A 14,075-nucleotide genomic window follows, 5' to 3' on the forward strand; every position below is an offset into this window, starting at 1 on the left:
TCAACAGACGGTCTATTTCGCATTCTACATCTTAGATAAATCACCAAAGTAACATGACGATTATGACCGCATAAGATAAAGGCATTAAATGATATGTTTCTTGGGCAGAAGCTTTAATGCGTTAGAGAGATTCAAAAATACATCACGTTCATCTGTGGCTGAAACTTTATTCTCATCTGGAACCTGATTATAAAACTGTTGGGCTCCCATTTCTAACAAATTACCGTATTCCTTAGCGAAATGTGCAAAAGTCTTGTCATATTCATCCGAATTAGGAAGTAATTCGATAATGGCCATAAGGTGCAGAGAACAGGCCATTGCGATCGGACCTAACACCTGGGGAATATCAAATTGATTCACTGTTTCTTTTACAGTAGTGCCTGCCGCTTTTTCAAGTTCTAATAATTTGTTATGTTGTGTTTTAATCACTCCGGGGTCGCCTTCTTTTTTAGTTTGTGAATATGCTACATACTGGCGCCTAATATCCACGCACCTGTCAATAAGCTCCTCGATTACCCCGTGATCAATGTCTGTATTGAGCAGTTTTCCTATTTCGTCGACTGAGCTTTTAATAAGCTTTTTATAATCAATGTCCATTCCAAAATGTCTTTTCATGAAATGAGCATATTCCAAGCCAGGACTGCTTGCCGTTAGGCCTTCTGCTTCTTTCGCAAAGAACCATTTCCACGTATAGTCTTCAAATACTTCCTTTTGGATCTCGCTGGTCTGGTGCTGGTTTGTATTTGAGCGATTTTCCATGTTGTCATCCTCCTTGGATTGGTAGCAGATAAGTGATTATTCGATTTAAAAAAGCAGTATTATTAGATCTAATGAACGAACAACGGTATAGGATCAATTGAAAACGATGTTCTTATATTAACCAAAAAACAGAAATTAATTTTAACATTTCAGGTATTCATGGCAATTATGGCCGGCTTTAGCATGAAGAACGATTCATCAAGTTAAACCGCAATACTGAAATTTGTACTTAATGAACATTGCCTTTTTGTTGGGTTAAGTGCTGAAGGCATTCTGGCATTAGGTACTGTATGTGCAAGGGTATTCGCCTAAGGGATGCTCTAATTAATAACGTGCATTACAAACTTGAGTTATTCAGAAGCCCTGATGATAAAAGTATAAGAACTTTTTACCCTGTTTATTTACTTTCTTAAGCTTTTTAAGTATAAGTCCATTATCATCAGAAAATAATAATATTCTGTCTGGTCTTTACCTAATAATTAAGCATTCATTATTGAAACAGTTTGATTTCATAACCTATAAAAGATTGAGGTGTTTTTATGACTTATCCCTTTAGGAATCTTGTATTTGAAGGCGGGGGAGTTAAAGGAATTGGATTTGTTGGGGCATTAAAAGTATTAGAAAAGAAGCACACACTCGAGAATGTTAAAAGATTCGGAGGTACTTCTGCGGGTGCAATTACGGCACTTATTCTAGGATTAGGCTATTCAATCTCCGAATTGGAAAACATATTAAGCGTCTTAGACTTTAGGAAGTTTAAGGATGATACTATAGGTCCTGTTAGAGATGCTATTCGATTATCTCATGGTTATGGATGGTTTAAAGGTGACCATTTTGAAAATTGGATAGAAGCTATCGTTGAGGAAAAGACAGGAGACAAAGCTACTACTTTTAAAGACATCCATGATCGAATGGAAAGCGATCATTTTAAGGAGATTTATTTTCAAGGGACAAATATCTCGACACATCTTGTTGAGACATTCTCATTTGAAAAGAGCCCAGACATGCCTGTTGCTAAGGCTGTCCGAATTTCAATGTCCATTCCATTCTTTTTTGAGGCAGTGAAATGGAATGATGACATTTATGTAGATGGGGGAATTCTAGATAATTACCCTATCAGATCATTCGATTGGGAAAGGTACGTTAAAAAGGAAGAGCATTATTCGATACCGAATTATTATGCAGCTACCAATAATGCTTTGTCAGGAGACGGGCCACATGATACACGTGTTTATAATAAAGAAACACTGGGAATTCGTTTAGAATCTAAAGATGATATAAATGCTTATATGCATAATACTTCACCAAAGAGACACGAAATAAAGGACTTATCTGATTTTACATGGCACTTAATGAGGTCTATCATGAGGAGTCAAAGAAATATGCATTTGAACGAAAATGATTCAGCACGTACCATTTATATCGATTCACTTGATGTTTCGGCAGTTGATTTTGATATTCTTCCTGAAACAAAGCTAAAACTGATTGAGTCAGGAAGAATTTGTGCAGAGAATTACTTTACAAGTTATAGTAACCCCGAATAACCAGAAAACAAATCGTCCTTTATACGATTTGTGCGAAAAGTTCCATCCTAAAAATGGAGTATTTTAAAGTAAATTTGTATGGGTCATAAATAAAATCCCCCATCATTCTATCTATCATCCCCATACAGAATATCCGATGTCAAAAAGGCGCCAACAGGAGGCAAAGCATCACTGCTAATAGGAGCTCCTGTTAAAGGTCTATCGGTTGTAGCAACCCAGGTGCCATATTCGCCTGCCTGTAAGGAGGGTGGTTTCATTATAAGCCGTCCACTTAACATATAATGTCGAACTCTAATCGCAGGATCATCAAATATTGACAAGTTTCCGGAATACGTGGCATAAGGTGAATCGAAACTTATTTGCCTGGTGTTTTCATTCCAATTTCCGTTGATAGGAATAGCTGTACCGCGAAAATTAATCGTACCAATTACCCTGTTATCCGTAATAGAATTAATGATCATTGTACCCCAAACAATCGGTCTGCCAGCTATATCAGCGTGGATACCCCATTGTGATGGGGATGGAATACTAACCATGGTTTGCTGACGAGTTTGCAAAGTGGATCTCTCCTTACTAAAATACATGAATTTCGAATTGAATAATTTATAGTCAAAAGTCACTCACTACGATATTTTTGTTTACTACCCTGTTGAAGGGAACAATAAAGTATATGCTCAGAATTCATATTGGGAACAAAAGGCCTCGATGATTTAGGGAGAGAATAATGGGGGTTTTGTTATTATATTATTAACCAGATGAAGGTTTACTTTTTATAAATGAAAAAAACGCAGATTTTACTCTGCGTTTCATCTTCTAATGGCGTTATTCCGATACCACCGATTGTATAACATAAGAAAAACTGATGTGAAATCATTTCATAACAGATTAATAAATGCCTTCCTGCTCCAAAATAGAAAGTGCGATCTTGGCAGCGGAGCTTCCGCCAGCCTGCTCTTCACCTTGAATATGGACGGCAAAGAAAAACGTATTATCTACAGTTTCTACATATCCCACAAACCAACCAGCCACATTTTCCTCGTTTATAACTGCAGTTCCCGTTTTTCCTGATAATAGATTACCATTGGATTCTTCTAAAAGTAACGAGTCTTTCACAGTTTCAATATGGGATTGTTCAAAAGCGAATTCATTATTATAAAACTTCTTCATTAAATCTACCTGTTCAACAGGAGAAATTTTTAGAGAGTCTTCATCTAGCCAATAATTAGTTAGATTGCCCGATAAATCAACATTCCCATAATTTATCTGTTTAAAGTAATTCAGCAATTTCTTTTTACCCATCTGTTGATCAAGATTTTGGAAATACCATGTGGTGGAGTTTTCCATGGCAGAGAATAAATCTTGATCTTGATTCCATTCCTCATACGGATGCAAGGTACCATCCCAAGTCATTTGAGAATTTCCCCTTGTAATAATCCCGGATTCCAGCCCAAACAATCCACTGAATATCTTATATGTGGAAGCAGGCGGGAATCTCGTAGTGCTTTCATCCTTATTGTATATCGTATACTGTTGCATTTTAGAATCATACAGTACAGCACTCCCTGAAAGTTCATCAAAAAAGCTGCTGTAATCTTTGTAGGCAACATTGGCATGAGACAAGGGATGTGTTTCTATGACACTTACATTGGTATCGGAAAAAGGATGTGTTTCTTTGTTCACAGCCAATGCGGATATAGAAGGAATACTAGTCAAAATGATCGCAAGAAGAATGATGAAGGCCAGAGCACTTTTCATCTTTAACCGATATGATTCTTCTTGAAAATTTCCGATTGTCACAATACGCCTTTTTACTTGTTTAAATGAGCTGCTGATTTCCGAGACAGCTAACAAAGGTGATGTTCTCTGCGAAAGAGAAGCAAATTTCAGAATAACCTCGCCATATTTAAGGTGTGACTCCTTATCCAGCGTTTTTAAAACTGCATAATCGCAAGAAATCTCCATCTCTGTTTTCATTTCCCGTAAGAAATACCATATGAGAGGATTAAACCAATAAACCGTTCTGGACAGACACATGAAATAGTTTACGAGCATATCTCTGCGTTTACAGTGGTACAACTCGTGAAGTAATACATATTTCATCTCGTCGTTAGAAAGCATGGAAATATCTTTTGGTATAACGATATATGGCTTGATAATCCCAAAGGTAATGGGTGATTTTATCAATGAGGAATATCCTAAAACAACCTTTTTATTAAGATGTATTTCCTCTTTACTTTTATAGAAAAGTGTTGATAACTCCGTGTTTTCAACTATTTGCAGGGTTTTTTTAATTTTGTCGATTTTTAGATTGCTATATAAAGTAGCAATAAGCATAACAATCATTCCTGATATCCACACTATGAAAAAGACATAATCCATCATTCCAAGAGACGATTGCTCAATTGACATAGAAAAATCTTGCAGCCAATTTCCATTTTGAGAAATTGTTTCTGTCGTTTTACCTGCAGAATCAATCTCAGATAATTTTGTGTGACCTGGTCCCAAGTTGATCATCCAGTCAAAAACAGAGTTTAGTTTTAGTAAATGTAAGGGGAGAAAAGGAGCAATCAATGTCAAAAGAGAAATCACACTCACATAGTATTGGGTGTTTGCAGTTATTTGGATCTTTATTAGTTTTTTTATAAAAATAATGATGCAAAAAATCACGGACAATATGATATTACTGACAATAAAGAGACTAAAGAAAGAGCTGTCCATATTATTCCTTCTTTCTGTTCTTACGTTCTTCTAAAATTTGATACAACTCATTAATTTCATCATCGGACAGCTGATCTTTTTCCAAAAAATTTAATACCATCGAATTAAGAGCCCCATTATAAAAACGATTTAAAAAACTGCGACTCTCAATTTCTACATAGTCACTTTCAGCTACATTCGGTGTATAAACAAATACACGACCTTCCTTATAATGGCTCAGTGCATCTTTTTTGATTAGCCGCAACAACATGGTTTGAATGGTCTTAGGGCTCCATGTACTACTTTTGGATAACTTCTCAATAACCTGATTTGTATTGATATTAGGGTGTTTCCAGATTATTTTCATCACTTCTAATTCAGCTTCTGATATTTGAGGTAATTTTTTCATAAGAACCATCCTTAAACTTACGTTTGTAATATTTTAATTATATTGTTCGTATTTTAAGAAGTCAATAAAACAAAACATTGATCACAAATATTACGTATGTAAGATTTAAGGTGATACATTTCTGTAAATTGAATGAAAAAGAGTAGGAGAAACAAAAAAGTATTTGGAAAGAGATTCTGCTAGTATACTACTCTTTCGTCCATAAAACCTACAATCGTAATAGTTAAATTATAAGCTATTACTTTACGACTAAAAGTATTGACTTGAAATCTTACATATGTAATACTTACAAAAATTACAGATGTAAGATTTATGGTTTGAAAATCAAAATTGCAATTCAGGAAGAGGGATAACAATGAAGAAAGTAACCATATTGCTGCTGGTTGTGGCATTGACAGCTGGAAGCCTGCTTCTGTGGCGTTACGTTAATGCGAATCAGGCAACCCCGGAAGAAGTTTTTAATGAATATGTCAGCCAATTTTCTGAACAGAACTATCAGGAAATGCTGAAGCATATTTCAGAGGGGGAATTGGAAACCTTCGATTATACGAAACAGAGTTTGACAGATAAATATGGGGCGATTTTTTCAGGCATTGAGTCTTCTTCAATCGACGTTTTATCCAAGGAGCTGCTTTACGACGAGGATAATGAAACGTATGAGGGACGCTTCAAGGTAAAAATACATACTTTTCTTGGAGAGATAACAGCGTTCTATCAAACTTCTTTTATAGAAGAAGAGTCGTCTGACGGGAAGGTATGGAAGGTGAAATGGAATCCGTCTTTGATCTTCGCCGGGATGGAAAAAGGAGATAAAGTCAGCGCGCAGTCCTTTTTGCCGGAGCGGGGTGCGATCCTTGACCGTAACGGAAACCCGCTCGCATTGGATATGGATGTGTATGAAATAGGGATCATCCCAGGGAAGCTTGGAGAGTCCAAGGAAGCTGGTATAAAAATACTGAGCACTTATTTCAAGATTCCGGAAGAAACCTTTCAAAAGGCACTTGATCAGAAATGGGTGACCGATGATATCTTCGTTCCGATTGCTGCTATGCCTGCAGATTTTCATCCGGAAAGTATCGTTGAGGCTCTGCCCGGAGTCGCTTTCCAGACAAAAAGAATGAGGTATTATCCTGAAAAAGAAAGCAGTGCCCATCTGGTTGGCTATGTGAAGCAAGTAACGCGTGAAGACCTCGAAAAGGGCGCCGACCATGAATACACGTCAGATGATTATATCGGAAAGTCTGGACTAGAACAAGTGTATGAAAAGCAATTGAGAGGAAAGAAGGGCGGCATCATTCAAATAAAGAACGAGGAGGGCGAACAGAAAAGCATTCTTAAAAAAGTGGATACCATTGATGGTAAAGATATAAACCTGAGGATTGATGCTGCACTGCAGAGTCATATATATGAAGCGATGAAGCAAGATGCCGGCGCGGTGTCGGCGATACATCCGGTGACCGGGGAAATGTTGGCGCTCGTCAGCTATCCGTCCTTTGATCCGAATCTAATGGTGAGCGGGATGACGGAGAAGCAGTGGAAAGCATTCAGTGAAAATCCAAAACTTCCATTCTTGAACCGTTTCTCCAGCCTGTATGCACCAGGGTCAACCTTCAAGGCAATTACTGCCGCTTCCGGACTCACCGCTGGGACGACATTCCCGGAGAAGAAACGGGACATATCCGGCTTGCAGTGGAAGAAGGACAAAAGCTGGGGAGGCTATTATGTCACCCGCGTTAAGGCAGCAAATCCGGTGGACATGGTGGATGCGCTGGCCTATTCCGATAATATCTATTTCGCCCAGGAAGCCCTTGAAATGGGAGCTGTTCAGTTTGAGAAGAATGCATCGTCATTTGGGTTCCAGGAGGATTTTCAGCTACCAATTCATTTGAAAAAGAGCCAGCTGTCCAATGATGGAATCGACAATGAAGTATTGCTCGCTGATTCTGCTTATGGACAGGGTGAAGTTCTGATGTCAACGGTCCATTTAGGGACTGCGTTCACACCGTTTGTAAATGACGGAAATATGGTGATGCCTGTTTTGGTTGCGGATGAAAAGGAGTCTGTCCGCAAATCGGTCATTTCCAGTGACGTTGCCTCAGCTGTCCAAAAGGCTTTGATTCAGGTAGTGGAGCGTGAAGACGGGACTGCCCATAATCTTAAGACGGCAAAAGAGGTTCTTGCGGCAAAGACGGGGACCGCAGAGCTGAAGAGCAAGAAGGGCGAAGACGGGACGGAGAATGGTTTTGTTGTCGTGTTTGATACAAAGAGTCCATCCATCTTGCTGACAGCCGTTGTGGAGGATGTAAAAAATCGCGGTGGAAGCCATTATGTGACAGCGAAAGTAAAACCTGTGCTGGATCAGTATTTCGCTGAGAATGAATAATCGGAACTTCCGTCAGTGGGATTTATCTTCATCCGCTGATTGTAGAAATACTAAAAGAAAAGGGGTTGTGTAAGGTGAGTAAGCGGAGAGACAGAATGAGCGCCATCCGTGTTGTGCCGGTGATTATTAGCACGATGATCTACACTATTTTCCCACAACCTCTTACACTCGGATTGTTCTGCATCGTCGGCATTGCTTGTGTCAGCCTGACGACGAGAAAAGAAAAAATCTGAAAAAGAACGGGGGGACAGGAAGTGGAGGAGGAGCAGAAGGCTAAAAAGAAAAAGCGGGCGGCATCGGCCCGTCTGAAATTTATCCCGGCATTTGTGTTTGTGTTGTTTACCGTTCTGATCTTCAGACTGGCCTATGTGCAGCTCTACGAAGGAGAAATGTACGAGCAGAAAGTGAATGCCACCAATGTGAAGGAAGTGAGATATCCCCTTCCGCGAGGAAAAATATTCGACAGGAACAATCAAGTGATCGTCGATAATGAAGCGTCAAACATCATTGTTTATATAAAAAGGGAAGATGAAACGGATCAGGACCTGTTGGAAGTGGCTAAGAAACTCTCAACATATATATCGATCAAAACAGATAAGATTACAAAACGGGACATGAAGGATTACTGGATTGAGACCCGTCCAAATAAAGCGTTGAAGAAGCTGACAGACCAGGAACTGCAGAGCCAAGAACTGACAGATAAGGAACGTTATCAAATGCAACTGGACCGGATTGGAGAATCCGATTTAAAAGAAATCAAAAATAACGAAAAGAAGGTTCTCGCCATTTTTAGAGAAATGAAGAAAGGTTATGCCTTTAACCCTAAGCCTATCAAGGATGAACATGTGACAAATCAGGAAGTGGCACGAGTGAGTGAGGCACTGGATGAAATGCCTGGAGTGGATATTATAACCGATTGGGAAAGGACATATCGGTATGGGGAATTATTCCGTTCCGTATTGGGAAGCACGACATCCCGGGAGGAAGGAATTCCGAAGGAAAAGCTGGACAATTACTTATCAAAAGATTACAGCAGGAATGACCGGGTTGGAAAAAGCCAACTGGAATTTCAATATGAAGATGTCCTCAGGGGCATGAAATCCGTGACGGAAATTGAAACCAACAGAAAAGGAGACATTGTGAAAACTCACAAAGTCTCTGCGGGTGAATCGGGTAAGAATCTTATGCTGACGATTGATATAGATCTACAGAAGAAGGTGGAAGAGATACTTACCGCTGAACTGATTGATGCAAGGAGGAACGGCGGGGGAGCATTTCTGGATAAGGCCTTTGTAGTGATGATGAATCCGGTAACGGGAGAAGTGCTGGCGATGGCCGGGAAACAGATTGAAGCAATCAACGGAAAGTGGGAGGCGGTCGATTATGCCCTCGGCAGCGTCAACTCATCGTTTGAAATGGGATCATCCGTTAAGGGGGCGACGGTACTTTCCGGCTATGAGAGCGGAGCCATCCAGCCGGGCCAGTCTTTCCTGGATGAGCCGATCTATCTGTTGGGTACCCCGGTCAAGAAGTCGGTATGGACGATGGGGATGGTCACTGACCAGACTGCATTGAAGCAATCCTCCAATGTCTATATGTTCAAGACGGCTATGAGCATGCTTGGGAAGACCTATCATCGAAACATGAAACTTCCGCTTGATTCGAAAGCATTTGAAACATTTCGCTATTATTTCCAACAATTCGGATTAGGGGTAAAGACGGGAATCGACCTACCGAATGAAGCGAACGGATATCGCGGCCAAGGAGAATCACCTGGCTTTTTGCTCGATTTCACAATCGGCCAATATGATACGTACACGCCGATGCAATTGACACAATACATATCAACCCTTGCTAATGGAGGGTATCGGGTGCAGCCTCACTTGCTTAAGGAGATCCGCGAACCGGAAATGGAAGGCCAGGATCCTGTCGTTTTCCGAAGTGTTCCTCCGGTTTATCTGAATCGGATCGACATGGATAAACATGAGGTTGAACGTGTGCAGGAAGGATTTCGCAAGGTATTTCACGAACAAGGCGGAACGGCTGCCTCCTATTTCAATAAACCGCCATACAAAAGCTACAAAATAGCCGGTAAAACGGGAACAGCAGAATCCTTTTACTATGACCCCGAATTACGGAAGACGTATACAGATAAACCGACGAACAACCTGACACTGGTAGGATATGCTCCCTACGACTATCCTGAAGTCGCTTTTTCAGTCGTCGTTCCAAATGCCAGAACAAACTCCCATCCAATCAGCCAGAAGATTGGACAGGGAATTATGAAAGCATACTTCGAAGATAAAGACCAGCACGAATGATGAGTATATGGAAAAGCGGGCTGCGGATGGCAGCCCCTTTTGTGTTTTTTATTCGTTGTAATTCGAAAAATCTTTCAACGTTTTCGAAATTATGGGCACTAATTTACTACTAATTATGGCTAATAGCCATGAGTAAACATTGTGGATTTTATATGGTGTTTGATTAATAGTTTAGAAATAATGGTAGAATATAGATGGACAAATGTATTTAAGTGGAGCCTTTTCTGATTTGATTAGGGGGAGAATGATGGGTTTTATTATTAGCTTTTTAAGTATATGGTTATGCAGTTTTTTGATAGCAAGGATTTTAAGTCCTTTTTCAAAGACATACTGGAAAAATGATTTTATGATCACATCAGCCCAATCATTAATCATCACGCTTATGCTTGTATATTTCTTTTGAAGGTAGACATCGTTCATAAGGTATAATGCTAACCCATGTGAATCAATAATTTTTCTAATCTATTAATACATTTCTCTTTTACTACTCTATTCTTTTTGCTAAAATAGAATAGTTGAATTGATTTTTGTATTTTTAATAACTTAATAGCTTTTCCCGTAAAGGGGAGTAGCGTCAGGTATAACCTGAAATAAAGTCGTCATTACGTGGGATTTCTCCACCGGCTTTATTGGCCTAAGCTTTTGTTTAGTGCTCAGCGAGACCTTTGCCGTCAAAGGCAAGGGTCTCTTTATTTTTGGGATGAAAGGGAGGAATTAGATTGGAAATATTATCAGGTGAATTTCTAGCGGCGCTCTTGTCTATCATAATGATAGATCTGGTACTTGCCGGAGATAACGCTATACTTATAGGGCTTGCAGCACGGAAGCTTCCTAAAGAGAAGCAAAAGAAAGTAATTCTATGGGGGTCTATAGGCGCCATTGTCATAAGGAGTATTTTGACGCTGCTGGTTGTATACTTATTGGATGTACCTGGCTTGCATTTAGTAGGCGGCGTACTGCTCGTATGGATCGCTTATAAGCTGTTGCTGGAGGAAGAAGAACATGAGGTGAAAGCGGCTGATTCCATGTGGGCAGCCATCCGCACCATCATTATTGCGGACGCCTTAATGGGATTGGACAATGTTTTGGCTGTAGCCGGAGCTTCACACGGAAACATGCTGCTCGTTGTTATTGGACTGTTGGTTTCGATTCCGGTCGTCATGTTCGGCAGCACATTAATCCTTAAGCTAATCGAACGTTTTCCGTTTATTATTACAATCGGTGCTGCGATCCTTGGATGGACCGCTGCCAAGATGATTGTCGCTGAACCGTTCATGCATGATTACTTTACGAATTCATTTGTAAAATACGGATTCGAAGCAGTCGTCGTGCTCGGTATTATCCTAGCAGGAAATTACAAGCAACAAAAAGTAGAACACGAAGACGATGATAAAGAAAAAATGCAACTAAAAGAAAAAATGCATTAATATAATGAAACTCGCCAATCGGCGGGTTTTTTTCTTTGTTTTCCTTTTCTTACTTCATAAAGCTGTTAGTGGAAGTTCGTACTATATCATTAATATTTAAGAAATAAATTCCATGAAATGATAATATTAATGGAAGAATGAGTAATCGTAGGAGGGATATAGTGAGTTCAATCCAAACAAATCAGGCTCATGGCCAGGGTCTGGTTATTTTTCAACCTTTTAAAAAATCGCGCTATTTCACTGCCTTATTTTTTGGCCAGCTCTTTTCCATACTGGGAAGTTCGATCACGATGGTCATCTTGCCGATCGTGGTATTTGAACTGACGAATTCGACAGCGATGATGGGAACCGTGATGGCTTTATATATGCTTCCTAATGTGGTCATGCTTCCGATTGCAGGCATACTAGTCGATAAGCTGAACAGAGTACATATCATGTTAACCGTTGATATCATTCGGTTTATTATTATGGGTGTCCTTTCTATATTAGCGTTCACGGACCAGCTCAATATGACCTATCTTTTTATCTTGATTTTCCTTATGGGCTTGATGGATGGGTTTTTCCTTCCGGCGTATTCGTCTGTTCGGGCAAAGGTATTCACTAAAGATATTCGTAACGCGGCCAATTCTTTAACACAGGTAAGCCAGCAAGGAATCAGATTATTTGGTCCAGTGCTAGGTGGAGTGATCGTAACTTCTTTTTCGGCAGGCTGGGGCTTTGGGTTAGATGCGCTTACATATATTGTGTCTTTGTTCTTTATAATCAGTCTTCGTTCTTTATCTTTTCAGCAAACTACGGTAAATCCACAAGAGAAAAATTCAATAAAACAAGATTTCATAGAAGGGATTGATGTCATCAAACAACAATCCTGGCTCTGGATCACAATTCTCGCATTTTCATTTATTAATATTTGTGCAGGAGGGGTCACCCAGGTATTGCTGCCGTGGATGATTAATATCCATCATGAATTCGAACCTGTAGTGTACGGACTTGTTCTGTCTTCTGCAGGGGCGGGAGCCATCGTTTCGGGGATTATTTTTGGACTAAGGAAAGAATGGAGAAAGAGGGGAATACTGGCCTATGCCGGCGTGGCCGCAAGCGGGCTGGCACTGCTTCTGACGCCATTCGTATCGAGCGTTCCATTATTAATGCTGTTGATGTTTATTGATGGAGCGGGGATCATGCTGTTTGGACTGATCTGGGAAACAAGTTTGCAGGAAATCGTCCCGGAAGAGAAATTCGGAAGAGTTGCGAGCCTTGATTATTTAGGTTCGTTTGCCTTGCTACCAGTGGGTTATCTGCTGACGGGCTGGTTAGCAGAAGGGGTAGGGGAAATAGAAACATTGGTAAGCTTATGCGCTATTATATTATTAATCTCGGTGGGGTTATTGTTTCATAAGGGGATTAGAGGTTTTAATTAATTAGGAATCCTTTAAAAAGATATCAAAAATGGATAGAGCAACAGCGTGAATCTATAAGCTGTTGCTCTATCCATAAAAAAGCCCTACTTTCCTTTCTTCACTTCATGAAGCCTGTCCGGGAAGTTCGTGAACATTCCGGTGACACCCCAGTCAATAAGCTTCTTCATCGTTTCCTTATCATTGACGGTGTATGGATGGATGGCTAGTCCGTTATTGACTACTTTTTGTACATATTCCTGGTTCAGATACGTATAGTTCGGGCCAACGCCGATTGCATATTGCTTAATGGCAGCAATTTCAGCATCGGTAATCACGGCATTGCTTCTGTAAGAAAGCAATTGAACGAGCTTTATGGATGGATCCAGTTCTTTCGTTTTTAGCAAACTGGCTGAACTGAAAGACTGAACTAACAGCGTCTTTTTATTGACTTTGTATTCATTTACGAGACGTAATAGTTCTTTTTCCATTCCGGGATACACTTCTGGTGACTTCGTTTCGATATAATAATTAGCATTCTTTCCAAACTTCTGAAACACTTCTTCCAGCGTTGGCACTTGTAATCCCACATAGGCTGGATTTGCGTATTGCGGATACTTCTCGTTAAACCAGCTGCCTGCATCCATCTGCTTAATTTGTTGTAAAGTGAAATCTTTTACCCGGCCAGTACCATCTGTTGTCCGATCTACCGTTTCGTCGTGCATGGCAATTAATTTGCCATCCTTCGTCATCTGTAAGTCTACTTCAATATAGTCCCCGTGCATTTTCTCGCCCATTTCATAGGCTGTAATCGTATGTTCCGGAGCATAGCCGGAAGCACCACGATGGGATACATTTACGATATCCTTATGTTTTTGCTTTGCCATTCCAGTTTCCCCACCTGACATCACACCAATTCCGATTACCAGCGCCCCAAGCGCCGACATCCATCTTCTTTTCAATTTACACATCTCCCATCTCTATTAAACTACTTTTCAAGCGTAGCAACGGAATATTAATTTTTATCCCTTCAAAGGTAAAAGTTTAATAGCAAGAATATTACGAGATGGTGAAATAGTTAGTTAGTACTCTAATTTAGTAGGGGCTTTGTACCTGTTTTCTATTCATTTACAGTCTA

The 14,075-nt window shown here is 40.0% G+C and carries 11 protein-coding genes; 6 read left to right on the forward strand and 5 right to left on the reverse strand.

The genetic code is table 11. The features are described from left to right. Positions 1-84: 84 nt before the first annotated feature. A complete protein-coding gene (locus LQ216_RS00715; RefSeq protein ID WP_230126214.1) occupies positions 85-759 on the reverse strand; it encodes a hypothetical protein in 675 nt (224 codons plus the stop codon). Positions 760-1,298: 539 nt separating this feature from the next. Between LQ216_RS00715 and LQ216_RS00720 the strand changes: the two genes are divergently transcribed. Beyond that, complete coding sequence (locus LQ216_RS00720) at positions 1,299-2,303, forward strand: patatin-like phospholipase family protein (protein ID WP_230126215.1); 1,005 nt, start codon at positions 1,299-1,301, stop codon at positions 2,301-2,303. A 107-nt stretch (positions 2,304-2,410) separates the two neighbouring features. On the opposite strand, the gene LQ216_RS00725 is transcribed toward LQ216_RS00720, so the two are convergent. The 3 genes from LQ216_RS00725 to LQ216_RS00735 all read right to left on the reverse strand — a co-directional run bounded on the left by LQ216_RS00725 (position 2,411) and on the right by LQ216_RS00735 (position 5,409). Further along, complete coding sequence (locus tag LQ216_RS00725) at positions 2,411-2,860, reverse strand: hypothetical protein (protein WP_230126216.1); 450 nt, start codon at positions 2,858-2,860, stop codon at positions 2,411-2,413. A gap of 328 nt (positions 2,861-3,188) precedes the next feature. Next, positions 3,189-5,021 carry a BlaR1 family beta-lactam sensor/signal transducer gene (locus LQ216_RS00730; RefSeq protein ID WP_230126217.1) on the reverse strand — a complete coding sequence of 611 codons (1,833 nt, stop codon included), beginning with the start codon at positions 5,019-5,021 and terminating at the stop codon, positions 3,189-3,191. A 1-nt stretch (position 5,022) separates the two neighbouring features. Further along, on the reverse strand, positions 5,023-5,409 hold the full coding sequence (locus tag LQ216_RS00735; protein WP_230126218.1) for a BlaI/MecI/CopY family transcriptional regulator: 387 nt from the start codon (positions 5,407-5,409) through the stop codon (positions 5,023-5,025). Between the two features lie 355 nt (positions 5,410-5,764). Here LQ216_RS00735 and LQ216_RS00740 point away from each other — a divergent pair, with 355 nt between their 5' ends. The 5 genes from LQ216_RS00740 to LQ216_RS00760 all read left to right on the forward strand — a co-directional run bounded on the left by LQ216_RS00740 (position 5,765) and on the right by LQ216_RS00760 (position 12,961). Beyond that, positions 5,765-7,792: a penicillin-binding transpeptidase domain-containing protein gene (locus LQ216_RS00740; RefSeq protein ID WP_230126219.1), complete on the forward strand. Its 2,028-nt coding sequence runs from the start codon at positions 5,765-5,767 to the stop codon at positions 7,790-7,792. Between the two features lie 74 nt (positions 7,793-7,866). After that, the gene (locus tag LQ216_RS00745; RefSeq protein ID WP_230126220.1) at positions 7,867-8,025 is read left to right on the forward strand and encodes a hypothetical protein; all 159 of its coding nucleotides are present in this window, start codon (positions 7,867-7,869) and stop codon (positions 8,023-8,025) included. Between the two features lie 21 nt (positions 8,026-8,046). Beyond that, positions 8,047-10,113 carry a penicillin-binding protein 2 gene (locus LQ216_RS00750; RefSeq protein ID WP_230126221.1) on the forward strand — a complete coding sequence of 689 codons (2,067 nt, stop codon included), beginning with the start codon at positions 8,047-8,049 and terminating at the stop codon, positions 10,111-10,113. 719 nt (positions 10,114-10,832) lie between these two features. Further along, a complete protein-coding gene (locus tag LQ216_RS00755) occupies positions 10,833-11,540 on the forward strand; it encodes a TerC family protein (RefSeq protein WP_230126222.1) in 708 nt (235 codons plus the stop codon). 161 nt (positions 11,541-11,701) lie between these two features. After that, on the forward strand, positions 11,702-12,961 hold the full coding sequence (locus tag LQ216_RS00760; protein ID WP_230126223.1) for an MFS transporter: 1,260 nt from the start codon (positions 11,702-11,704) through the stop codon (positions 12,959-12,961). An 83-nt stretch (positions 12,962-13,044) separates the two neighbouring features. Here LQ216_RS00760 and LQ216_RS00765 read toward each other — a convergent pair whose 3' ends face one another. Further along, positions 13,045-13,899 (reverse strand): glycerophosphodiester phosphodiesterase, encoded by an 855-nt coding sequence (locus LQ216_RS00765; protein WP_230126224.1) that lies wholly within the window; start codon positions 13,897-13,899, stop codon positions 13,045-13,047. Positions 13,900-14,075 lie beyond the last annotated feature (176 nt).

Source organism: Bacillus sp. CECT 9360 (genome assembly GCF_918741275.1).
GTDB lineage: Bacteria > Bacillota > Bacilli > Bacillales > DSM-1321 > Peribacillus.